General features: G+C 30.2%; 25 protein-coding genes and 1 pseudogene. 1 reads left to right on the top strand and 25 read right to left on the bottom strand.

Annotation, left to right across the window (positions count from 1 at the left end; translation table 11 throughout):
• Positions 1–131: 131 nt before the first annotated feature.
• From gltA to ACREVX_RS11570, 15 genes and pseudogenes are all read right to left on the bottom strand, one after another.
• Positions 132–1,514 carry an NADPH-dependent glutamate synthase gene (gene gltA, locus ACREVX_RS11640; RefSeq protein ID WP_431544351.1) on the bottom strand — a complete coding sequence of 461 codons (1,383 nt, stop codon included), beginning with the start codon at positions 1,512–1,514 and terminating at the stop codon, positions 132–134.
• Complete coding sequence (locus ACREVX_RS11635; protein ID WP_431544350.1) at positions 1,514–2,386, bottom strand: sulfide/dihydroorotate dehydrogenase-like FAD/NAD-binding protein; 873 nt, start codon at positions 2,384–2,386, stop codon at positions 1,514–1,516. The genes gltA and ACREVX_RS11635 overlap by 1 nt, the downstream gene beginning before the upstream one ends.
• Positions 2,387–2,677: 291 nt before the next feature.
• Entirely contained in the window at positions 2,678–3,844 is a 1,167-nt protein-coding gene (locus ACREVX_RS11630) for an iron-containing alcohol dehydrogenase (protein WP_431544349.1), read from the bottom strand.
• Between the two features lie 277 nt (positions 3,845–4,121).
• Positions 4,122–4,970: a 3-hydroxybutyryl-CoA dehydrogenase gene (locus ACREVX_RS11625; RefSeq protein ID WP_431544348.1), complete on the bottom strand. Its 849-nt coding sequence runs from the start codon at positions 4,968–4,970 to the stop codon at positions 4,122–4,124.
• A gap of 145 nt (positions 4,971–5,115) precedes the next feature.
• Positions 5,116–6,123, bottom strand: coding sequence for an electron transfer flavoprotein subunit alpha/FixB family protein (locus ACREVX_RS11620; RefSeq protein ID WP_431544347.1), 1,008 nt, complete (start codon positions 6,121–6,123; stop codon positions 5,116–5,118).
• 20 nt (positions 6,124–6,143) lie between these two features.
• Positions 6,144–6,926, bottom strand: coding sequence for an electron transfer flavoprotein subunit beta (locus ACREVX_RS11615; protein WP_431544346.1), 783 nt, complete (start codon positions 6,924–6,926; stop codon positions 6,144–6,146).
• A gap of 14 nt (positions 6,927–6,940) precedes the next feature.
• Positions 6,941–8,080, bottom strand: a complete 1,140-nt coding sequence (locus ACREVX_RS11610; protein ID WP_431544345.1) for an acyl-CoA dehydrogenase — start codon at positions 8,078–8,080, stop codon at positions 6,941–6,943.
• Positions 8,081–8,155: 75 nt separating this feature from the next.
• Positions 8,156–8,935 (bottom strand): short-chain-enoyl-CoA hydratase, encoded by a 780-nt coding sequence (locus ACREVX_RS11605; RefSeq protein ID WP_431544344.1) that lies wholly within the window; start codon positions 8,933–8,935, stop codon positions 8,156–8,158.
• Positions 8,925–9,065: a hypothetical protein gene (locus ACREVX_RS11600; RefSeq protein WP_431544343.1), complete on the bottom strand. Its 141-nt coding sequence runs from the start codon at positions 9,063–9,065 to the stop codon at positions 8,925–8,927. The genes ACREVX_RS11605 and ACREVX_RS11600 overlap by 11 nt, the downstream gene beginning before the upstream one ends.
• A gap of 1,059 nt (positions 9,066–10,124) precedes the next feature.
• Entirely contained in the window at positions 10,125–10,280 is a 156-nt protein-coding gene (locus tag ACREVX_RS11595; RefSeq protein WP_431544342.1) for a hypothetical protein, read from the bottom strand.
• Between the two features lie 81 nt (positions 10,281–10,361).
• Positions 10,362–10,937, bottom strand: a complete 576-nt coding sequence (locus tag ACREVX_RS11590) for a hypothetical protein (RefSeq protein ID WP_431544341.1) — start codon at positions 10,935–10,937, stop codon at positions 10,362–10,364.
• A 399-nt stretch (positions 10,938–11,336) separates the two neighbouring features.
• Positions 11,337–11,432 (bottom strand): annotated as a pseudogene (locus ACREVX_RS11585) (YHYH domain-containing protein); the annotation flags it as partial.
• Between the two features lie 206 nt (positions 11,433–11,638).
• Positions 11,639–11,962: a hypothetical protein gene (locus tag ACREVX_RS11580; protein ID WP_431544340.1), complete on the bottom strand. Its 324-nt coding sequence runs from the start codon at positions 11,960–11,962 to the stop codon at positions 11,639–11,641.
• 155 nt (positions 11,963–12,117) lie between these two features.
• Entirely contained in the window at positions 12,118–12,261 is a 144-nt protein-coding gene (locus tag ACREVX_RS11575; protein ID WP_431544339.1) for a hypothetical protein, read from the bottom strand.
• 114 nt (positions 12,262–12,375) lie between these two features.
• The gene (locus tag ACREVX_RS11570) at positions 12,376–12,828 is read right to left on the bottom strand and encodes a hypothetical protein (RefSeq protein ID WP_431544338.1); all 453 of its coding nucleotides are present in this window, start codon (positions 12,826–12,828) and stop codon (positions 12,376–12,378) included.
• Positions 12,829–13,389: 561 nt separating this feature from the next.
• Between ACREVX_RS11570 and ACREVX_RS11565 the strand changes: the two genes are divergently transcribed.
• A complete protein-coding gene (locus ACREVX_RS11565) occupies positions 13,390–14,058 on the top strand; it encodes an HAD family hydrolase (protein ID WP_431544337.1) in 669 nt (222 codons plus the stop codon).
• 327 nt (positions 14,059–14,385) lie between these two features.
• Here the strand turns inward: ACREVX_RS11565 and ACREVX_RS11560 are convergent, their stop codons facing one another.
• From ACREVX_RS11560 to ACREVX_RS11515, 10 genes are all read right to left on the bottom strand, one after another.
• A complete protein-coding gene (locus tag ACREVX_RS11560) occupies positions 14,386–14,685 on the bottom strand; it encodes a hypothetical protein (protein WP_431544336.1) in 300 nt (99 codons plus the stop codon).
• A gap of 85 nt (positions 14,686–14,770) precedes the next feature.
• Positions 14,771–14,920 (bottom strand): hypothetical protein, encoded by a 150-nt coding sequence (locus ACREVX_RS11555; RefSeq protein WP_431544335.1) that lies wholly within the window; start codon positions 14,918–14,920, stop codon positions 14,771–14,773.
• A 195-nt stretch (positions 14,921–15,115) separates the two neighbouring features.
• Positions 15,116–15,646 carry a hypothetical protein gene (locus ACREVX_RS11550; protein WP_431544334.1) on the bottom strand — a complete coding sequence of 177 codons (531 nt, stop codon included), beginning with the start codon at positions 15,644–15,646 and terminating at the stop codon, positions 15,116–15,118.
• Positions 15,647–15,837: 191 nt separating this feature from the next.
• Positions 15,838–16,596 carry an NERD domain-containing protein gene (locus ACREVX_RS11545; protein WP_431544333.1) on the bottom strand — a complete coding sequence of 253 codons (759 nt, stop codon included), beginning with the start codon at positions 16,594–16,596 and terminating at the stop codon, positions 15,838–15,840.
• A 354-nt stretch (positions 16,597–16,950) separates the two neighbouring features.
• Positions 16,951–17,190: a helix-turn-helix domain-containing protein gene (locus tag ACREVX_RS11540; protein WP_431544436.1), complete on the bottom strand. Its 240-nt coding sequence runs from the start codon at positions 17,188–17,190 to the stop codon at positions 16,951–16,953.
• 335 nt (positions 17,191–17,525) lie between these two features.
• Positions 17,526–18,020: a hypothetical protein gene (locus ACREVX_RS11535; RefSeq protein ID WP_431544332.1), complete on the bottom strand. Its 495-nt coding sequence runs from the start codon at positions 18,018–18,020 to the stop codon at positions 17,526–17,528.
• A gap of 153 nt (positions 18,021–18,173) precedes the next feature.
• Positions 18,174–19,604: a beta-barrel domain-containing protein gene (locus ACREVX_RS11530; RefSeq protein ID WP_431544331.1), complete on the bottom strand. Its 1,431-nt coding sequence runs from the start codon at positions 19,602–19,604 to the stop codon at positions 18,174–18,176.
• Positions 19,594–21,816 carry a peptidase domain-containing ABC transporter gene (locus ACREVX_RS11525; protein ID WP_431544330.1) on the bottom strand — a complete coding sequence of 741 codons (2,223 nt, stop codon included), beginning with the start codon at positions 21,814–21,816 and terminating at the stop codon, positions 19,594–19,596. Before ACREVX_RS11525 ends, ACREVX_RS11530 begins: the two co-directional genes overlap by 11 nt.
• Positions 21,817–22,160: 344 nt before the next feature.
• On the bottom strand, positions 22,161–22,430 hold the full coding sequence (locus tag ACREVX_RS11520) for a hypothetical protein (protein WP_431544329.1): 270 nt from the start codon (positions 22,428–22,430) through the stop codon (positions 22,161–22,163).
• A 102-nt stretch (positions 22,431–22,532) separates the two neighbouring features.
• Entirely contained in the window at positions 22,533–23,051 is a 519-nt protein-coding gene (locus tag ACREVX_RS11515) for a signal peptidase II (protein WP_431544328.1), read from the bottom strand.
• Between the last annotated feature and the right edge of the window lie 238 nt (positions 23,052–23,289).

The following is a 23,289-nucleotide window of genomic DNA, read 5'->3' as shown; positions in this document are numbered from 1 at the left end:
TATACCAAATAGTTGTTAACTGTCCTCGACTTTTTTCACAACTTTCTTCAATTTTTTTTAATTTTTATTAAAAAACAACTCCATAAACTTTTGTTCATGGAGTTGTTTAAGTTACAATCTATTAATCTTTCTTATTTTGATATCAATTTATCTATAGCTTTAGCAGCTTTTTTGCCTGCTTCCATAGCTAATATAACTGTAGCCGCTCCTGATACAGCATCTCCACCGGCATAGACGTTATTCATAGAAGTTAAGCCCGTTTCTTCTTCCGTTACTATACACTTACGTTTATTAATATCCAAACCTTCTGTCGTTAAAGGAATTAATGGATTTGGTGATGTCCCCAGTGACATTATAACTGTATCTACATCCATTGTGAATTCTGATCCTTTAATTTCCATAGGTCTACGTCTTCCTGAAGCATCAGGCTCTCCCAGCTTCATTCTTATACATTTCATTCCTATTACATTACCTTTTTCGTCTCCTAAGATTTCAACTGGATTCACAAGTAAATCCATTATAACTCCCTCTTCTTTTGCGTGATGCACTTCTTCCGCTCTCGCTGGAAGTTCTGATTCTGATCTTCTATAAACTATATGTCCTTCTGCTCCAAGTCTCACTGCTGTACGCACAGAGTCCATGGCAACATTCCCTCCGCCTACAACAGCAACCTTCGCACCTACTCTTATCGGAGTTTTATACCCATCCTTAAATGCTTTCATTAAGTTGCTTCTGGTTAAAAATTCGTTAGCAGAAAATACACCATTTAAATTTTCTCCTGGAATTCCCATAAACATTGGAAGTCCTGCACCTGAGCCAATAAATACTGCTTTAAAGTCCTCATCTTCCATTAGCTCATTTATTTTTACAGTTCGTCCTACAACTACATTTGTTTCTAATTTAACACCTAACTTCTTTACATTTTCAACCTCATGTTTAACAACCGTTTCTTTAGGCAATCTAAATTCTGGAATTCCATATACCAAAACTCCACCGGCTTCATGAAGTGCCTCGAAAATAGTAACATCATATCCAGCTTTAGCTAAATCGCCTGCGCAAGTAAGTCCTGATGGACCACTTCCAATTACTGCAATCTTAATACCATTTTTAGGTTTTGTCTCTGATAGATCAACATTATGCGTCCTTGAGTAATCGCCTACAAATCTTTCAAGTTTGCCTATTGCAATTGCGTCTCCTTTTATTCCTAATATACATTTACTTTCACATTGAGTTTCTTGTGGGCAAACTCTTCCACAGACTGCTGGTAATGCACTATATTTTGCAATTACTTTAACTGCATCTACAAATTCTCTATTCTTAACGTGCTGAATAAACCCAGGAATATCTATTGCTACTGGACATTTAGTGACGCACATTGGTTTTTTACAGTTTAGACATCTTGTGGCTTCCTCAACCGCTTCATCTTCCGTATATCCTAGGCATACCTCTTCAAAATTAGTTGCTCTTATTTTTGGATCTTGCTCTGATACTGGAACTCTTTTCATTTTACTCATTACTTAGTACCTCCTAATAGACCGCAACCTGCTTTAATGCCTTCATTTTCTGAATTCTCTTGAGTTTTATACATTGTTTGTCTTCTCATTGCTTCATCGAAATTAACCTTATGTCCATCAAATTCTGGTCCATCAACGCAAGCAAACTTAGTTACGCCGTCTACAGTGAGTCTACATCCTCCACACATACCTGTCCCGTCTATCATAATAGGGTTCATACTTACAATAGTAGATATTCCAAGTTCTTCAGTTAATTTACAGACAAATTTCATCATTATCATTGGTCCAATTGAAACAACTAAATCATATTTTTTGCCATCAATTTGAACTAATTCTTTTAATTTATTTGTAACAAGTCCTTTGTATCCATATGAACCGTCATCAGTGCATGGATAAACATCCCCTGCTACTTCTTTCATTTCTTCTTCCATAATTACATAATCTTTAGCCTTTGCGCCTATTATTACATCTGCCTTAACGCCTTGTTCACTAAGCCATTTAACTTGTGGGTAAACTGGTGCTGTTCCAAGGCCTCCAGCTACAAACACTATTTTCTTTTTCTTTAAATCTTCAATGCTTTCACTCATTAATTCAGATGCTTGTCCAAGCGGGCCTACAAAATCTGAAAACGAATCACCAATTTCGTAATTTTCCATTTCTTTTGTTGAACAGCCTATTGTTTGAACCACTATAGTAACTGTACCTCGCGAAGCATCATAATTACTAATTGTTAAAGGTATTCTTTCACCTTTTTCATCCATTTTTACAATTACAAATTGACCTGGTTTTGCTGATTTCGCTACTCTTGGCGCCTCAATATCCATTAAAAATATTTGAGGTGCTAATGCTCTTTTTTCAACTATTTTATACATTTTTTTGCCTCCATATTCATCGACGATTTTAGTTCATTTATGTAATACATTTAAATTTTCATTACTCTGATATATTTATACTAATTTTATTTTACCACAAAACTAAAATATATTAAATTTAATTTCAGGTAAAATCTTTACCAACATAAATTCCTATACTAAAATAGACAGATAATAAAGAGCATAGAAACACTAATGCTGTTTACTAACTGTCTACTTCCTAATTATTTAACTACTATACATTCACAAAAATTATACAATTACTATTTAATTTCTATCACATATTTTATATTAAAAATCAACTTTCTCTCCTGTAAATGAACAAGTTAATAATTTTCTCATTTCATCAACGTTTATTGGTCTTGGATTAGAACCTGTACATGCATCTTTTAGGGCATTTTCAGCTATAAATTCTATATTTTCATCAAACTCTTCTTTAGTCATTCCATTTTCTATAAAGGATGCTGGTATATTTAGAACTTTATTTAAATCCTTTATCATATCAGTTAATGAATTTATTAATTCATCATCTGTATTTCCAGCAAGTTTTAAAGTTCTAGCGATTGTAGCATACCTAGCACCGCAAGATTTTTTATTAAAATCTATAACGTGGGGAAGAAGTATCGCATTTGCTAAACCGTGTGCAACATGGAATACACCACCTATTTTATGTGCCATGCTATGAGATATTCCTAATAATGCATTTGAAAATGCCATTCCAGCTAGACATTGTGCAATATGCATTTCATCTCTAGCCTGTACATCTCCATTAAATGAATTTACTAAATTATCTTTAATCATAGTTATAGCTTGCATTGCAAGGGGATCTGAAAAGCTTGAATGAAGTCCTGCTACATAAGCCTCAAATGCATGAGTCATTGCATCCATACCTGTATGAGCTACTAGTTTCGGTGGCATCGTTTGAGCAAGTGATGGATCAACTATAGCTATATCTGGGGTTAAGTTGAAATCTGCTAAAGGATATTTTATTTTTGCTTTATAATCTGTAATTACTGAAAATGCTGTTACTTCAGTTGCAGTTCCACTAGTTGATGGTATAGCTATAAATTTAGCTTTTTGTCTTAAGTCAGGAATACCAAATGGTATAACAGCCTCTTCAAAAGTAAACTCTGGATACTCATAAAAAATCCACATAGCTTTAGCTGCGTCAATAGGCGAACCTCCACCTATTGATACTATCCAGTCTGGCTCAAATTCTCTCATTACTGCTGCACCCTTCATAACTGTATCTACTGATGGGTCTGGTTCTACTCCAGTAATATGTTTAACTTCTATTCCCGCTTCATTTAGATACGCCTCAACTTTATCTAAGAATCCAAATTTTTTCATCGAACTTCCACCAGTAACTATTACTGCTTTTTTCCCTTTTAAAGTTTTTAACATGTCTAATGAATTTTCTCCAAAGTAAATATCTCTTGGTAACGTAAATCTATTCATTATATTTCCCCTCCATTTTTAAATATAGCTGTATATATTTTTATACCGTTAATATTACATATTTACAATATTTGTTATGACTTTGTTATTTATTTACTACATTGTGAATTATATAACTTTAACATTGCAAAATCTATATTCATACAATATAATTTGTAATCCTACTTACAATTGTTTTATTTTTTTACAGTATAGTAGTTGTTTTTTTATAAAAAAAAAGCACTCCCACCCTATATAGGCTAGAATGCTCTCTAATTTCAACATTCAAAATATTATCTTATTTTGAATAATCAAATATTCCTTTTTTAGTTTTTCTTCCTAGTAATCCGCCTCTAACATATTTTCTTAAAAGACTATGAGCTCTGTACTTAGTATCTCCAGTCTCAGTATATAAAACATCCATTATAGCAAGACATACATCAAGACCTATAAGATCTCCTAGTCCTAAAGGACCCATTGGGTGATTAGCACCAAGTTTCATTGCTTTATCAATATCTTCTGCAGATGCAATACCTTCTGCAAGGATTCCTATAGCTTCGTTAACCATTGGAATTAATATTCTATTTACAACAAAACCTGGAGCCTCTGCAACTTCAACTGGATCTTTACCGATAGCAATTGCAATTTCTTTAACTGCATCGAAAGTTTCATCTGATGTTCCCATTCCCTTAATTATTTCTACAAGCTTCATCATTGGAGCTGGATTAAAGAAATGCATCCCTATAACCTTATCAGGTCTACTTGTAGCAGCTCCTACTTCAGTTATAGAAAGTGATGATGTATTTGATGATAAGATAGTTTCTGGTTTACAGATTTTATCAAGCTCTGCAAAAATTTCTTTCTTTATTTTCATGATTTCTACAGCTGCTTCAACTACTAAATCACAGTCTGCTGCCAGTTGCATATCAGTAGTTCCTGTAATTCTTGAAAGTATTTCTTCCATTTGTGCTTGAGTGATTTTTTCTTTTTTAACTAATCTTTCTAAATTCTTTTTAATTGTTGCAAGTCCTCTATCAACAAATTCATCTTTAATATCTCTCATTATTACTTCGCATCCGCTTACTGCAAATGTTTGAACGATACCTGCTCCCATAGTTCCAGCGCCAAGTACAAAAATCTTTTTCATAATAACACACTCCTCGAATTTATTTTTCACTAAAATAAAGGTATTACCTATATTTAAAACTTAATCTAATACTAAATATTAACATTAGGCCAAGTATATTGTGCGAATTTATTATTATAATAGGCTCTCTCTATCTAAAAACTATTTATTTATTTCTTAATGTATTTATTTGAGCTATCATTTCTGGAATAACTTTTAAGAAATCTCCAGCTACTGCTACATCAGCAGCTTTCATGATAGGTGCGGTTGCATCTGTATTTATAGCTATTATGAAATCAGAATCTTGCATACCAGCTAAATGCTGAATTGCTCCTGAAATACCACAAGCTATATATACTGTTGGTCTTACAGTTTTTCCTGTTTGACCTACCTGAACAGATTTATCTATCCACTCATTTTCAACTGCAGCTCTTGAAGCTCCAACAACACCATCAAGTGTAACTGCAAGTTTTTCAAGTAATGCGAAGTTTTCTTTACTTCCAACTCCACGACCACCAGATACTATAATGTTTGCTTCTCCAATATCAGCTAACGTTTGCGCAACGTGTGCGACTTCTAAACTTTTAGTTCTGATATCTGATTCCTTAAGATTTACAGTAACTTTTTCAACTGGGCAACTTCTACTAGCATCTCTAGCTAATTTATCAAAAACTCCTGGTCTAATAGTAGCCATTTGTGGTCTATGATCACCACAAACTATAGTAGCCATTAAGTTTCCTCCAAATGCTGGTCTTGTCATCATTAAATTGTTGTTCTCTGTATCTACATCTAATGACGTACAATCTGCAGTTAAACCTGTTGCAAGTCTTGCTGATATTCTAGGACCTAAATCTCTTCCTAAATAAGTTGCTCCAACAAATATTATTTCTGGTTTTCGCGCATTTGCAAGATCACATATTACTTTTGCATATGCATCAGTTGTAAAGTGATCAAGAAGTGGGGAACTCGCAACTATTACTTTGTCAGCTCCATATGCTACTAATTCTTTCACCATATCATCAGTTTTATCACCAAGTAATACAGCTGTTAATTCTTCTCCTAATTTATCAGCAATTTCTCGTCCCTTACCTAAAAGTTCGAATGAAATCTTTTGAAGTTCTCCGTCTCTTTGCTCAGCAAAGACCCATACGCCCTTATAATCTTCTAAATTCATAACTTAATCCCTCCTACGTCTTAGATATAGTGATTTTCTTTTAATTTTGAAACTACAAATAATGCAGCTTCTCCTGCTGGCAATTGTATCAATTCGCCTTTTCCCTTAGGTTCTTTAGTCATTGACTTTTTAACCTTTGTTGGTGATCCTTTAAGTCCGAGCAAAGATATGTCTGCTCCGATATCTGCCGCACTCCAAACTTTTACTTCTTTAGTCTGGAACATTTCAAAAATACTTTTTATATTCATATATCTTGGCTCATTTAATTCTTTTATAGCTGTTAAAAGAACAGGAGTTTTAACTTCGATATCTTCATATCCGTCTTCCCAAGCTCTTCTAACTTTTAATCCGCCCTCAATTACATCAACTTTTTCAACATATGTAATTTGTGCAAGATTTAAATGTTCTGCAATTTCTGGTCCAACTTGCGCTGTATCTCCATCTATTGCTTGTCTTCCAGCAAATACTACATCGTAGTCTAATTTCTTTAATGTTGCAGCAAGTGCATGAGATGTAGCTAGTGTATCTGCTCCAGCAAATGCTCTATCAGATACTAGTATCGCTTCATCAGCGCCCATAGCTAGTGCTTCTCTTAATGCTTTTTCTGCTTGAGGTGGTCCCATGCTTATTACAGTCACATGCGCACCATGTTCATCTTTTAATCTTAAAGATTCTTCTAAAGCATTTTTATCATCTGGATTTATTATTGATGGAACTCCTTCTCTTATAAGGGTTCCTGTTTTAGGATCTATTTTAACTTCGTTTGTATCTGGAACTTGTTTTAAACATACAACTATATTCATTCCTTAATCTCCTCCTACTTTAATAAATTTCCAGCTATAACCATTTTCTGAACTTCCGAGGTTCCTTCATATATCTCAGTAATCTTCGCATCTCTCATCATTCTTTCTAATGGATATTCTTTAGTGTAACCATATCCGCCAAAAATTTGAATGGCTTTAGTTGTAACTTCCATAGCTGTTTCTGAAGCAAATAATTTTGCTCTAGCTGCTTCTACCGTATAAGACAGACCATTATCTTTATTAAATGCTGCTTTATAAACTAAAAGTTTAGCAGCTTCGATTTTAACATCAAGTTCTGCAACCATCCATTGTAAACCTTGGAATGCTGCAAGTGGTTTTCCAAATTGTTTTCTTTCTTTCATGTATTTAGTAGCTTCCTCTAATGCTCCTTCTGCAATTCCTAAAGCTTGAGCTGCTACTCCAATTCTTCCTCCATCAAGAGTCTTCATTGCAATACCAAAACCTCTTCCTTCTTTACCAAGCATATTTTCTTTTGGAACTATGCAATTCTCAAATACAAGTTCTGTGGTTGACGATGCTCTTATTCCTAATTTATCTTCAAGTTTTCCTATTGAGAAACCAGGAAATTCTTTTTCAACTATGAAAGCTGTAATTCCTCTTGTTCCCTTAGTTTTATCAGTCATGGCAAATACTACAAATGTATCTGCTACTCCACCGTTTGTGATAAATATTTTTGAACCATTTAATATATAATTATCACCATCTAAAGTTGCTGTAGTTTGTTGACCTGATGCATCTGTTCCTGCATTAGGTTCAGTTAATCCAAAAGCTCCTAGTTTAGATCCATTTGCAAGTGGAACTAAATATTTCATTTTTTGATCTTCTGTTCCAAAAGCATCTATTGGGCCTGCGCACAATGAAGTATGAGCTGACAATACAACTCCTGTTGTTGCACATACTTTTGATAATTCTTCAACAGCAATAATGTATGATAAATTATTTCCGCCTGCACCACCGTATTTAGTTGCTATTGGAATACCCATCATATGGTATCTAGCCATTTTTTCTACAGTTTCACTTGGAAATCTTTCTGTTACATCAATATCCGCAGCTATTGGCTTAACCTCATTTAATGCGAATTCACTTACCATCTGTTTTACAAACTCTTGTTCTTTTGTCAATGTGAAATTCATGAACTTTCCTCCTCGCTATTCTCTAAGGAAGATAATAATCATTATCTTCCTATTATTTTTGCAGAGTATTTATAATTACCTATTTTTAAAACATTTTTCAGTTCTTTCAATAAACGCTTTCATTCCGCTTTTTTGATCATCAGTAGAGAAACATTCTCCGAATACTTCTGATTCATATGAAAGTGCTGAGTCTATATCTAATTGTATTCCTGTGTTTATTGCTGCTTTACAAAGACTTACTGCAATCGGTGCTTGACCCGCAATTGTATTTGCAAGTGTTTTAGCTTCTTCCATTAAATTCTCTGGCTCAACTACTTTATTAACAAGTCCAATTCTTAATGCTTCTTCTGCATTTATAATTTTTGCTGTATAAATTAATTCTTTAGCATTGCCAAGTCCTACAAGTCTAGGAAGTCTTTGTGTACCTCCGAAACCAGGAGTTATTCCAAGGCCTACCTCAGGTTGTCCAAATTTTGCTTTTGCTGATGCTATTCTAATATCACAAGACATAGAAAGCTCGCATCCTCCACCAAGAGCAAATCCATTTATTGCAGCTATTACAGGTTTTTCCAAAGTTTCTAGTTTTCTAAAAACTTCATTCCCCAATTTTCCAAATTTTCTTCCAGCAATTACGTCTAATTCTTTCATTTCGGCAATATCAGCTCCTGCTACAAAAGCTTTACCTTCACCTGTCAAAATTAATGCATATATTTCATCGTCTTTAGCAACTTCATCTATTGCTAAATTTAGCTCTTTTAATGTTTCTGAGTTTAATGCATTTAGAGCTTTTGGTCTACTAATAGTAAGTACCGCAACCTTGTCTTCTTTTTGAAGAACAATATTTTTAAATTCCATAATAATTCACTCCTTTCAAATTAGTCGATACATTAATTGCTAAGTCTAGCTCTTTTAATGTTTCTGAGTTTAATGCATTTAGATTTTCAGGTCTACTAATAGTTAGTACTGAAATTTTGCCTCTTTTCAAAAGAATAATATTATGGATTCTATAATAATCAACGCCTTGAAAACTAGTTCATTCATTAATTCATATATTATTCTAACTAATAATCCTAAATACTTTAATAACTTCTCTAAATTATATTGTATACCTATTCAAAACTTATTTCAACATTAATTTACTTTATTGTATATGTATATCCATATTTCCTCAATTGCAAAAGTAAATTCCACCCCCAACACATTCAACATACTCCAGTTGTTGAAATAGATAGTGTGGAAGGTACAAAGTGAGGAAAGGTTCCGCTGCTTACAAATTTTACAATGGAGTAGTACCAGCCAACTAATAACAAACAGAACTTGTCCACTATGTTACCAATTTCTGTAATGGGGTCGCATCAGCCAACCATAGCCATCAACCTAAGAATTGAAATATATTCCAAAGGATGATGACTATCATTATTTTATAAATGGTAGTTACAATATGGGTGAAAATAGAATTTTTTCAAAATAATTAATAAATATTGTGAATTTTAGGTACAGTAAATAAACCTGCAATTAATTTTGTAGATTATTTACATATATTTAAATATCATCAAGTATTAACTTGCCATTTTTTCCAATTCAGCTTCTGTTATTTCGATGTCCTTTATTATTAATGCCAGTAGCAAACAGAACTTGTCCACTTCGTTACCAATTTCTGTAACGGTAGCAAACAGAACTTGTCCACTTCGTTACCAATTTCTGTAACGGGGTCGTGTCAGTAGACCAATAAATGTAAACCACCTATAAAAGATTATACTCATATTGAATATTATTTTATAGAAACGGCCTTCACTGTTTTCAGGTGACTGTCCAGCCCCATAGTTCATTAATGAAGTTAACTGCTTTGCTAAGCTGACTTTACCATCTGCAAATCTCTTTCTCTAGCCCCATGTAACATTCACACTTATAGACCTACTTTCTTCCTGTGACGTATGCTGGAGCATATCGACCATCTACTCACCATCATTTTCTACAATGAGTGTATCATTAATCATGTCCTCAATTCTGTTTGCCTCCTTGATATGATTATCAAAATCGTAATTTAACATTTCTTCATTCCATATGCGAACAATACTTTTTTCGGTAAAATACTGCAGGCTTTTAATTTTTCTTGAAGTCTTATACAGATAGCTGCCTTCATCATACATGTAACTTTCATCTTTCCATTCTTTCTAGCAACACAGCTTGTCCGTTTCACTTCCAATCTGTGTAAGGGGTCAGACCCTTGTCAAAAACTGGGACAGTTTTTGTTGCTAAGAGTTTAATTTAAATTATCGATTTAAATTTTAAGTTTCCTTTTTTTAAGTTTCCATCTGATAAAAAAGTAAATACCTGTACTTGCAACAACCAATATAATACAAATGTTAAAACTTAGTGTTTTACCTTTATTATATTGAGTAGTATAAAATTTTTGCCCCTTTCCTACCACTTTTAGCTTATGAAAAGCTAACCCATCCTCATATCCATTATTAGCAATCATAGTTACTTCATCATTGGAGTGAAATCCATCTTTAAATGATTTAATTAAAATCTCATCGTCAATATTGTTAGAATTTTTTATTGATATAAGTTCATCATCTTTTACATTCTTATATATATTTATATTTTTAAAATATTTTATAAAATGGTTATTGTACCTTTCTGGTAATTTAGGTTCAACATCATCGAAAGCTTGATTATATCCTTCATCATGTGATTCATTGATTAACTTCACTAAATCTTCTTTATACTTCTTAATATTATATTCCTTCTGAGCAGTGATGAATCCATTACAGTAAGAATTATTCCGTTTCAAGTCCTTAGAATAAACTGGGCACGGAGAAGAATATTTCACTTTCCCAGTAGAATAACCCAAGTCGTAATCATCCTTTATTAACTTTTGTATACCCTCACTATATCCTTTAACATACGATTGTTGTCTTTCTGTATCCTTTGAATACGATGGGATATTTTTTGAATTTGGTGTAGAAGTGGTAGAGCCTTTTAAAAAACCTTGTTTATAATCGTCCTTAATAAGATTTTCCCTTTTTATTCTCTGTTGTTCCTTATATTCAACTTTTACACTTAACCCTTCATCAAAACCAGCATCATAACCATTATTATAAGACTCTGTTCCAGAATAATTAACCTCATTATAATTCTCATTATACCCATAATTATACCCCTTGGAATGACCAGCTTTGTAACCTTTGTTATATTCATTTACACTATTATCAACATTACCATTATTACTACTCCCACCATTATGATAATGATAAGAGCCTACAGGATAACCCTTACCAGCTGTTCTAACATAATGACCACCACTTGAATCGGTTCGTCCTGAATGTGCTTGTACAGGAAAAGAGATAATCCTAATAAAAAAAACTACAATATTAATAATTCTCTTGTTTTTAATTCTATTCCACTCCTTTCTTTTAAATTAATTAGCAATAATAGCTGTTCCATAATGTAAGTGTTCTCATAAAACCTGTAGCAAACATAAACTTCCAGTTTATGTAACGACCTCAGAGGTCGTAGTAAAACCTGTAAGTTTTTACTTTCCTTTTGTTGTCGTTATTTTTGTTTTTCGAGCTTAACCTTTGTAGTCGTGCCCATAGCGGAAGCTTCATAACTTAATACACCGTTTTGGTATGTCATATTTTTAGTGTCATCACTTGAAGCGAGCATAGCACTATCAGTTTTACTGTGATCATTTTTCGAAGCCCATATGTAAGGTTCGTCAGCAGTTGTTGGAGCGACAAAAGTGCCAGTCCAATAAAGCGATTTTGTGTCACCATTATCACTTACCCAGTAAATTTCAATAGTATCACCGCTTATTGTAGCGGCTTGATAAGTATCATCAGATTTACTGTTTGATTGTTTCCATTCTCCCGTCAAGTCGGGTATTTGCTTTTCAGGGGTTTTACTTTCCGTTGAGCTTACAGTGGTATTGTCGCCGTTGCCCGAGCTTGTCGGCGTGGAGCTGCACCCAGTAAATAGAGTTACGAGCAAAGCCACGCAAAGGGTAATGCTTGCCGGTTTTTTCATTTTTGTTATCCTCCTATTTTTTTATTAAGTTTAGCATTAACTTTATCTAACTGCTTTTGATATTTTTCAACATCACTTATATTATAATATAAAGCCAACTCATTGATTTTAACATCGTTTTCATTGTCGCCTTGATTATCATAATTCATTTTTTTGTTGGGATTATATTCATAATCTCCCTAATAGTTAATAATTTATAAAGTTAACTTTTATGGTGTTAAATTAATGACAGCCTAATAAGGAGGGGACTATTGATTTCCAATCTATTTCAAAATCCAAATACCGACAGTATCTTTTTTAGAACCACTATACATCAATCTATATGATATTTCTTTAATATCAACATTTCGTTCAAAGCTCCATTCATAATACCCATTGTAAGATTCTTTTGGATAAACATATTGAGATCCTGAAGATGGACTCATGCCATAACCAGAATTATTTAATTCATCTTCATACTTTGGGTCAATTAGCTTAAAATCAAAACCACCCCTGCTATCTAAAGTATTTTGTGAATTATTTTTCACAGTAAAGTATACTTTTATTTTATTACCTGAATTTTCTACTTTATTGATACATACTTCAATATCGTTATAAACAGTTTTTTCACCGAGTTTTAAAGTAGGAATATTTTTATTATTATTTGAATCAGATGGTAAACTAGAAGTTGAAGTATTGTTTTGATTAACTTGTAGCAATGAGTTTTGATTTTGCAAATTATTATTTTGTTGTTTCAATGTAGTAATTTGTTGTTCTTTTAAAGTTAGTTGGCTAGATAGTTTACCTAATTCCTTTTTCTTTTCATTGAGTTTTTTATTTACCGAAATAAAATTATTAATTGTGAAGGTAAATAAGAGGCCTTAAATATATGTGATAAGACAAATTAAAAATACTTTAAACTTAGAATTACTACTCTCTACTTAATTTAAAATTAAATATTTATATATATAATGCGAGTTCACAAAGTAAACTCCCATTATTATGTTTTTTGTGTTTTGAGTTTCTGTTACACTTATAAAGTAAATAAACTTTTCCGCTACGTTACAATTTGTTTTACAACTATAGATTTATTTAAAAATAATATGAGTGAAATAAAAATGTGAATAATATATCTTACTAGTATAGAATATATATTATTTCAAATGCTATAGTTATAAGGTGATGATAAATTTGGATAAAAGAAGATTAGGAGAAATACTTGAATCTTATGGTATAATAAATGTTACCTACAAGAATAATAATCTAAGTCTGAGGTCAGTAAATAGGAGGATGATTTTATGCTGAAAGCAGTTATATTTGATATGGATGGAGTAATTATTGATAGTGAACCAACACATATGAAACTGGAAAATGAAACTTATAAAAAATTAGGAATAGAGGTTACAGAAGATGAGCATCACTCTTTTGTAGGATCAACCTCTCATTATATGTGGGAATCTCTAAAAAATAAATATAATCTTAATCAAACACTTGATGAGTTAATTGGATATGATCGAAGTAAGTATTTTAAATACCTTAATTCAGATGAATGCGAAATAACTCTTATTTATGGGGTTAAAGAACTAATAAAAGATTTTCATGAGAATGGAATAAAACTAGCCGTTGCCTCATCATCTCCACTAAATGTAATTATGACTATTGTAAAAAAATTTCAAATAGAAGAATACATTGAAGTTTTTGTTACCGGTGACTATGTAAAAAGGAGTAAACCTGAACCAGATATATTTCTTTTTGCTTTAAAGAAGCTTGGTGTAAGCCCAGATAATTGTATAGTTATTGAGGATTCTCATAACGGGGTTCTTGCTGCTAAGAAAGCAGGTATGAAGTGTGTAGGAATTAATAGCGACGCTGCCGGAAACCAAGACATTTCCATGGCTGATTTAGTGATAAATAGTTTTAAAGAAGTGAGTTATATGAAATTAAGAAATATATTTGAATTTAGATAATCTTTCATAACAATAAATATTTTAAACCAGTTTCTCTTTAATTTACAATTAATTTTTAGTTTTGTCACTACAATGACATAAATAATTGTTATTATAAATACATAGAAAGTAATTGATTTTTTTTAATTAGAGTCCCCCTTTAATTAAATATAAATTTACATAAACCCAAAGAGAAGGAGCCAGCAGATATTTATATCTGCTGGCTCTTTTTCAAGTATTAATAAGTTCATAAAACACGTCCTACAATTAGTGTGGAGGCATTAGCTATTGTTGCTACAAAACTCTATGTCTATAAAATTTTCATTTCCACTTATAAAATCCAATTCATTATATATACTTATTTTCTACCATACTAAATATTGTGTATATTACCATCTCACCCACTAACTTAACTTTGCAATATGAATTAAAATATATCACGTTCGAACCATTGACTTTGGATTTACACTCAACCCCATTTGTTTTTGAATTATGAAATTGCAAAATAGTTTTATTTTCCTCTTCTGAATTGTCGCGTAAATCTTTAATTAAATTAGTAATTGAAATCATACATTTCATTATTACTAATATAAGTAAATTCAATGATAAAATTGAACCTATAAGTAACACAGTTAATGATACTGTCATAATGTCTATCCTTTTTTAGCTTTCGATTTTATTATAAATGGCAAGAACTAAAAATCCATCTTTGTTAATCATTTATTTAAAATAATTATTTATCACTTACCATATCTGCTTCAATTAGGTCTTTAATATAATTTGATTTATCTCGCTTTTTTTTAAGATGACTGTACAGAACCATATCTTGGTTATTATTATTAAAACTTATATTTATTCTTAAATTCTCACTTTTCTCTTTCATCTTTTAGCAAATTCGCCAAAAATTAAATTCTACCCCAGCCTTTTCATATGCGATTACTTTTGTTACTTCATCTATAATCTTATGATTGCTATCTATTTAGTTTTAGTAATCTTATTCTCAGTTCATTTATACAAGAATACAGTCGTTTATAAAAAAAAATTTAGTTCTTGTATATTTATAACATTATAGTCTAGTTTACTGTTTACTTGCTTTATTGCTTATTAAATAATTTTCTAGTATATTAATATTTTTGAATATATTTATAACACTTATTGTATTTAATCCTGTCTTATCATATTTTTTATCTGGCTTACCTTCCTCTACAAGTTGTTTAATTATGAGCCCATTTACAGTTATCTTTTTATTTGTTATTGAATAACTACTTGCAAACTGTATATCATGCATGTAGAATGAAACTCCTTTTGGATTATTCCACTTGTGTGCAAGAACAAATTGTAACTTACCATCTTCGATTACGAATCCTGTGAAACTGTACTTCATCATGAAACTAAAATAGAATGTAAGACCAACTATTATACTTCCTGGGATATACATGCCACCTATAATTACAGGTAAAATAACCTCTTCATTTATAGGTGTTATTGATACCATCATTCTTAATAGCATTAATTCAATAACTACTGGAATAATAAAGAAGATGAGTAAAGCTTTTGTTTTATATAATTTTTTGTACTTTTTCTTGTCTATTAACATTTTTTCAAGCATGTTTATTGCCTCCTAATTCTTTGTTAGCAAACAGAACTTGTCCACTTCGTTACCAATTTCTGTAACGGCGTCGGATCCGCCTCTTAATAAATGGAATCAGAGTGTGCCTTCAGTTAGCAACACAGCTTGTCCGTTTCACTTCCAATCTGTGTAAGGGGTCAGACCCTTGTCAAAAGCTGGAACTATTTTTGTTACTTTGCAATAAACCTACATTTAGGAAAACTGCTACACCCCTTAAATTGACCATACTTGCCATTTCTTAATACTAACTTTCCTCCACATTTAGGACAGATATCCCTACTTACTTTAATATCCTTTTCAGCTAATGTCTTGTGAATTGCTTTAACATGAGTTTTTCTAGTTTCTTTACTATCGACATTTAAAGAAATTAATTTTGCATATACATCCTCTTTAACTAGATCAGTTATGTTCTCTGACTTATATTTTCTAATCGTCTTAGGTAAATTTATAGTGTACACGACATCCGTTTTTGATGTTACTTTTAGCTCCGCTCTAGTTGTAAAAGCTACTATTGAAATATAATTTATATCTCCAAAGTCATTTAATATCTCTTTCAATGCTCGTATATGTCCATAATTTTGTTTTATTGGATTATGCAGTTTTTCTTTATGCTTATAAATTACCTGCTTCCAATTATCATCAAATTCATTACCAATAATCCAACCCTTGTAATTCTTAGTTTCTATAACAAAAATACCATAGTTAGATACTATTACATGATCTATTTGTGTTGTTTTATTTCCTACCTGTAGCATTATGTTGTTAATTAACTTATACTTTGTTTTATCTAGACCTGATAATAAAAAGGCAACAGACTTTTCGCCAAGAAATCCTTTGATTTTAGGCATAACGACTTCTAATACCCCTGCTGCAATAACTAATAGCCATAGATACCAAAACTTCGTTGATAATTCAAATAGTATTTCCATTACTCTCACTTCCTTCATGCCCTCTTATGTAATAACCTTTTTAACTTACTCAACTTATTTATCGCTTTAAATAATCCATATACATGCTCCACTCTAATTACTTAAGTTTCCATACACTATAATTCTACATTAATTTCCAAATACCTTTATATAAGGTAACATTTTTGTCAATAATTACTGATTTATTGTTAAAATAATTAGAAAAAGCCTATCCCATAGATTTCTCTATGAGATAAACTTTTGATGTTACATTTATTTAATTTTACAATAGCAAATCCGCCTCGCTTATTAAGACCCTCGGTGGTTGTGAACAAATTATGACCATAATTTGTTTTGCTAATTTTTGTTGGCTCTTTATTTTTTCTGTAGGCTATTTTTATAATCTTTTGGTTGTACACCTGTATATTTTTTGAACAACTGACTGAAGTAAGTATGATTGTCAGGAAAGCCGACTTGCTCAGCTACCGACGAAATAGAAGCATCTGTAGATCTAATCAGCAACTTGGCCTTTTTCATACGTATGGCAAGGAGATAGTTCGAAAATTTAATGCCACATTCATTTTTGAACAGTTTGCCCAAATAGTCAGTGTTCATGAACATTACTGTGGAAGATATCTGGTTGAGAGATAGACTGTAGTCTATGAAATTTTTGTTTATATAGTCTATGGCAGTTCGTACCGCTTTGCTGTAAGTATCATACAAACTTTCTTCATTGAAAATAACAATATGGCTAGCAAACATAGACTTACAGTTTATATAACGACCTCAGAGGTCATAGAAAAAACAGTAAGTTTTTACTTTTCTTATGTACCATAAAATCACCTCATAACCATAATTGCTGTAAATGGTTAATATCCTTTAATTACCTGCTATTAGGATTATTTTCGCATAAAATTAAGGAATTGTCTCTAATCCCTTGATTTTTATCTTTATTTTGCTTTAACTTCATAACTCACAGTTTTATAAGTTATAACTTTGCCATCTGTTTTATCTGTATCAAATTGAGCAACTTCTACTTTATGTTTACCAACTTTTAGAGTATCACCCTTTAAGTCTAATGATATCTGTGTATCACCTAATTGCTCATTAGTATTAACAACATTATCAATATAAATATAGCTTAATTTAGCTCCATCAAACTCTGCAGCATTAAATCCTATCTGCATTATTTGAATATCTTTATCTTCAAAAATTACAACAGATCCATCATTACTACTGCCACTTTCATTTACAAGTTCTATTTTACCTTTACCAGTATCTTTAATATCACTAGAAAATGCTGGTTCAATTTTTTTAACAGATTGTGTAATAGTTTCAATTTTATCTGATTTAACCACTTCTTTCGTTTCAGCTTTTGAGCATCCAACAAAACTAAATGTTAATACCATAGCACATATAAATAAACTTATTTTCTTTTTACTCATTATCATCAATCCCCTTATTCCCTTTTATTGTAATTATTGTATCATACATTTTGTCACAAAAAAGGGGCTAAATTAAAAAAACACCCATGATAATTATAAATTAGCTTATATTTTATTTGTTTTTCTTTATAAATTTAATTACTTATTTCTTTATTAATCTTTAAGATTTAATTTTTCTAATAAATAATATAGCATATTCTTTCTTCGTGTAATTATTCTTCCTTCACACGTCATTCCGGGTTTTATTACTGCTTTCTCATTTTTATGGCTATACAGAATATTGTTTTTTAATATTCCTTCTCCTGTATAAAAAGTAACACCTTTTTCATTATCAATTTGAGAATTAACACTTATGCTTTCTATACTACCCTTTAAAAAACCATATTCCTTATATGGTAAGGAAGAGAAGCTATATTTAACTTCTTGTCCCTTTTTTATATTTCCGATATCTTTATCAGGTATAATTAATTCAATTTTGTAATCATTTGATTTAGGCAAAATATTCGCAACTATTGCTCCAATTTCAATCATAACTCCAGGCTCTAAATTAGCTTTAATATCCAGTTTTCCATCAATATTAGATTTAACTACACATTCACTTATATTTTTATTAATTTCCTTTAAGTTTAAATCTATTTCTTTCAATTTTTCATCATTTAAATTTAACTTTTCTTCAATTTGAGCTAACATTGTTATTTTATTTTTTTCTTTTGATAAATTTCCTACTTCATCAAATTTAATTACATTGCTATTAATATTTTTAACTTGTAATCTTAATTCATCAATTGAATTTATAACTTGCAACTTAATGTCACTTTTCAATTTAGTTAATCCATTATTATTATTTTGTATTTCAACATCAATTTGTAATATTTGCTCGTCAGAATCATTTTGAGTTTGTAATTCTTTTTTACTCTTTTCCAATATAACTATACTATCCTCTATAGATTTTCTTGAAATTTTATAATTATTAAACTGCTCGCTATAAATACTACCTTCTTCATTATAGTTTTTATTATCTTCTATAGATTTGTTTAATTTCTCCAAATAATTTATTTTGTTTGTTGCATCATTTTTAGAACTCATTAAATTGTTTTTATCTTCAACTGATACATTGTTACCCGCTTCATAACTTTTATATTTACTATAATACTCTTTTTCTTCCTCGCTATCCTTAAAGTAGTTAGTATTATCAGCTATGCTTTTACTTAATTTTACTAAATTTCTTACATCATTTGTTAAATATTTTTTTTGACCTTCTACTTTGCTTTTCTGAATTTGTAGTGGAGCATCATCTGTTTTATATAGGACTTCGCCTTTTTTTATGATTTGTCCATTTTTCATATATAATTCTTTTATTTCTCCGGCTATATGGTTAGATACTACATAGGATTGTTGACTTGGTTTTACGGTCCCAGTTACCTTAACTACAACTTCTTTTTCACTAAAACACGCCCATAATATAAAAGAAGTAATTACTGCTAATAGAATGTAAATAAATATACTTGTAAACTTATGAGGCCTAGTTTCCATTATTTGTCTACTGTCACTAAGTTCATCTAAATTTTCTATTTTATACCTCATTTGTTTCTACCTCCTTAGCTACTATCATTTCCTCTGCATAACTATCAGGAAGTTGTTCTTTCCATAAATCAGAATATTTACCTTTTTGTTTTATAAGTTCAATATGCGATCCTCTTTCTATAATTTGTCCTTTTTCCATAATATAAATATTATCACATCTCATAATAGTGCTTAATCTATGTGCAATTATTACAGTTGTTATATCCTTACTAAAATCATATATTGTTTTTTCAATAGCTCTTTCAGTTATTGAATCCAAGTTGCTTGTTGCTTCATCCATAATAAGAATTTCAGGTTTTCTAAGTATGGCTCTTGCTATTGATAATCTTTGTTTTTGTCCACCGGAAAAATTAGAACCATTTTCTTCAACTAAAGTATTGTATCTTAAAGGTATTGAGTTTACATAGTCATGTATTTGAGCTTTTTTGCAAGCTTCTATAATTTCTTCATATGTTACATATGGATTTCCAAGTGATAAATTTTCAATTATTGTTCCATTAAATAAAAATGTTTCTTGTGATATATACGCTGTTTTATCTCTTAATGTCTCAACATTAATATCTTTTATATTATATCCATTTATAAGTAATTCACCTTTTTCACATTGGTAGAAGTTCATTAGTAATTTTACTAATGTAGTTTTTCCAGAGCCACTTTCACCAACTAAAGCTATCTTTTCTCCAAATCTAACTTTTAGATTTATATTTTTTAATATAAGACTTCTTGTCCCATATCTAAAATCTAAATTCTTGAATTCTATATCACCCTTTAAAGTTTTTGGATCTATTTTTTTATTTTCATGGACTGATTTTTCTAATGATAAATCTAATATTTCTGAAAGCCTTTCAGCTGCAACTATTGCCGTTTGAACAGTTGGTTGCAAGTTAATGATGTTTTCTATTGGATCTAAGAAATATACTAATAAAGCATTAAATGTTAATAGTTCACCAAAACTTATCTTTCCATTTAACACTTGCAATGTTCCAATCCAAAGTATTACAATTGAAAATATCCCTTTTACAAAACTTTTTAATGATACCTGAAAGTTATTTATAAATCCATTTCTAAATACAGCTTTTATAAGTTTTATAAACCTTTTTTCTGTTTCTGCATTAACTTCTCTTTCTGCATTAAAAGCTTTTATAGTTTCTATTCCGCTTAATGATTGAACTAAATAAGAAGTTAATTTTGCATTACTCTCCATTGCTTCCCTATTAACTTTTTCAATACTCTTTTTAAATATAAAAACTATTACTGCGTAAAAAATTAATGGTACTAAAGTAATTCCAAACAACAAAGAACTTTGAGAATATAATATTAATCCACCTATTATAACCATAAAAACATCTATCATCATAGTAAGCGTTACCCCTGAAATAGCCTCTCTTATTTTAGAAGCATCATTAAATCTTGATATTATTTCGCCAACTTCTCTAGTTCCAAAAAAGTTCATTGGTAAATTAATTACATGATTATAATATCCAAGCATTAATGGTATATCTAACCTTTGTCCTAAATGAATTAAAAGCTGAGTTCTAAAAGCATTTGTAATAACCTTAAATGTAATTAAAATAATAAATCCAATTGAAAATATATGTAATGATTGAGTTAGATTATTTGGTACTATGTCATCTAATAAAAACTTGAAATAAAATGATCCTAAAATACCAAATATGGTTATTAATACCGATGAAAGAAATATATTAACCAATAATCCTTTTTGCGGTTTTATCAAATCAAAAAACCTTGAAAATACTCCCTTAAGTTCATTTCCTTTTTCAAACTTAACAGTTGGAGTCATAATAATAAGTACGCCTGTCCATATCTTAAAAAAATCTTCTGGTTTATACTTAACTATCCCTTTCGCTGGATCTGCAACTAAAATTTCTTTCTCACTTATCTTATGTATAACAACATAATGCAATAATGTTTTATCTATAACCACATGAGCTATAGCTGGCAACGGCATCCCACTAAATATGTCTTCTGATTTACTTGCTTTAACCCCCTTAGCCGAAAATCCTAATTGTTCTGATGCTTTAATTAAGCCTAAAGCACTTGTACCTTTTTTATCTGTGCCAGATGCCTCTCTTATTTTAGATATTGGATACTTCAGTCCATATGTCTTACATATTGTTGCTAAACAGGCACAACCACAATCTTTATAATCATGCTGATTAACACAATAATACATTTTAAATACATTTTTCATTTTCCGCCTCCATTAATTACCGGTAATTTAATTTTTTGTCGTATTTTAATATAAAATAAATATTTTTTGCTTAATTGTATATTTTTTACATATAAAACAGAAGATGCTAGAATAATACGTTTATTAAACTAATATTTATTATTAAGTATATATTAGATAAAAACACTGCAATACTAATTATTAAAAACACCATCTCAATAGCAAACTATTTTATTCTTTTAATTTTATTAAGGATTAAAAAAGTTGACCACTGTACAATACAGAAATCAACTTTTAGTTGCGTAGCTTTTTTGTGTATCCTTGATATAGAATCCATTTTATTTAAGGAGGTAGGGCTTTATTAATTATATATAGTTTATGAGTGTTAATACAAAAAAAATTGTACAAACAACTACACAAATTCTTATTAAATTAAGATTGTATGCGTTTTTAATTTTAATAAATGTGTATAATTCTTCTACATTTATCTCTTTACAATTAATCTTAGTATATTCTCCGGTAATCTTACTATGAGTTATATTATTGGGCGGATTTTTTTTATTTATTTCTTTTTTTTGAATTTTAGTTCCTTCAAAAAACTTTAATTTCCATAAATAAAAGTTGATTTTTTTCATTTTCTAGCCCCCAATTTAGACATAATAGATAGTATTTGTTCATTCAACGCAGATTTTAAACGTTAAGACATATATTACATAACTATATTAAAGCGTATATCGTTACTTCTTACATGCATCTTTTATAAAAACAAAATAATTTTTTATAACAAGCATATCCTTTTTATTACTTTTTTTAAAATCTAAGTTTTTAATAACTATTATTAAGATAATAATAGAACCTACGAATAAATAAATATCTTTTAGATCTATAATATACCCCAATAATATTACATAATCGAGGCTTCCTCCCCAAAAAATTCTATCTATAGTAGAGGATATACCACCTGCTATAAATAATAGTAGACTTGTATAAATAGCAGTTGTTTTTATTTTAATATGCCTGAAGTATTTAAGTAAACTTATTAAAAATAAGCAAATAAATATATTAAGTATTATTAATATATTTATATTTATATTTATATTCAAAAAATCACTATTAAAGACTGACAAATGATTTGAATTTAATAGTGATCTAAATCCAAAAAAATTATTAAAGATGTTAAATTTTACATTAGATAAAAAGGTATAGACAATTAGTTTTATGAATTGATCTAAAAAAACTAATAAAAATATAAACATATATTTAAGGCTCCTTTCTACAGTTCGCATAATGAATTTGTGGATTTATACATAATTATATCACATATTGACATAATTGTTAATTAGATTTACAATATATACATGAGTGTACTCGGAAAACAATAATTGTAAATTTCCACATTTGTGGAATAAAAGTATTAATTTGGATGAAAGGTTATATTTGAAGTAATTGTAGGCATGACAAAAAGGCTTTTTTATACGCTATTTCAAAAAAAGC

The organism is Clostridium sp., from assembly GCF_050717545.1.
Classification (GTDB): Bacteria; Bacillota; Clostridia; order Clostridiales; family Clostridiaceae; genus Clostridium_AD.
Note: the sequence above shows the minus strand (reverse complement) of the source record. Positions and strands in the feature narration are given on the sequence as shown.

Coding starts and splice junctions, on each gene's coding strand:
- ACREVX_RS11605 (WP_431544344.1), bottom strand. CDS start 8,935: ATGGAATTTAAAAATATTGTTCTTCAAAAAGAAGACAAGGTTGCGGTA.
- ACREVX_RS11540 (WP_431544436.1), bottom strand. CDS start 17,190: ATGAACACTGACTATTTGGGCAAACTGTTCAAAAATGAATGTGGCATT.
- ACREVX_RS11620 (WP_431544347.1), bottom strand. CDS start 6,123: ATGAATTTAGAAGATTATAAGGGCGTATGGGTCTTTGCTGAGCAAAGA.
- ACREVX_RS11515 (WP_431544328.1), bottom strand. CDS start 23,051: ATGTTTATATTTTTATTAGTTTTTTTAGATCAATTCATAAAACTAATT.
- ACREVX_RS11535 (WP_431544332.1), bottom strand. CDS start 18,020: ATGAGTAAAAAGAAAATAAGTTTATTTATATGTGCTATGGTATTAACA.
- ACREVX_RS11520 (WP_431544329.1), bottom strand. CDS start 22,430: ATGAAAAAAATCAACTTTTATTTATGGAAATTAAAGTTTTTTGAAGGA.
- ACREVX_RS11635 (WP_431544350.1), bottom strand. CDS start 2,386: ATGTATAAAATAGTTGAAAAAAGAGCATTAGCACCTCAAATATTTTTA.
- ACREVX_RS11545 (WP_431544333.1), bottom strand. CDS start 16,596: ATGGAAATACTATTTGAATTATCAACGAAGTTTTGGTATCTATGGCTA.
- gltA (WP_431544351.1), bottom strand. CDS start 1,514: ATGAGTAAAATGAAAAGAGTTCCAGTATCAGAGCAAGATCCAAAAATA.
- ACREVX_RS11565 (WP_431544337.1), top strand. CDS start 13,390: ATGCTGAAAGCAGTTATATTTGATATGGATGGAGTAATTATTGATAGT.
- ACREVX_RS11630 (WP_431544349.1), bottom strand. CDS start 3,844: ATGAATAGATTTACGTTACCAAGAGATATTTACTTTGGAGAAAATTCA.
- ACREVX_RS11550 (WP_431544334.1), bottom strand. CDS start 15,646: ATGCTTGAAAAAATGTTAATAGACAAGAAAAAGTACAAAAAATTATAT.
- ACREVX_RS11615 (WP_431544346.1), bottom strand. CDS start 6,926: ATGAATATAGTTGTATGTTTAAAACAAGTTCCAGATACAAACGAAGTT.
- ACREVX_RS11560 (WP_431544336.1), bottom strand. CDS start 14,685: ATGACAGTATCATTAACTGTGTTACTTATAGGTTCAATTTTATCATTG.
- ACREVX_RS11610 (WP_431544345.1), bottom strand. CDS start 8,080: ATGAATTTCACATTGACAAAAGAACAAGAGTTTGTAAAACAGATGGTA.
- ACREVX_RS11525 (WP_431544330.1), bottom strand. CDS start 21,816: ATGAAAAATGTATTTAAAATGTATTATTGTGTTAATCAGCATGATTAT.
- ACREVX_RS11575 (WP_431544339.1), bottom strand. CDS start 12,261: ATGAATTATGATAATCAAGGCGACAATGAAAACGATGTTAAAATCAAT.
- ACREVX_RS11530 (WP_431544331.1), bottom strand. CDS start 19,604: ATGAGGTATAAAATAGAAAATTTAGATGAACTTAGTGACAGTAGACAA.
- ACREVX_RS11555 (WP_431544335.1), bottom strand. CDS start 14,920: ATGAAAGAGAAAAGTGAGAATTTAAGAATAAATATAAGTTTTAATAAT.
- ACREVX_RS11625 (WP_431544348.1), bottom strand. CDS start 4,970: ATGAAAAAGATTTTTGTACTTGGCGCTGGAACTATGGGAGCAGGTATC.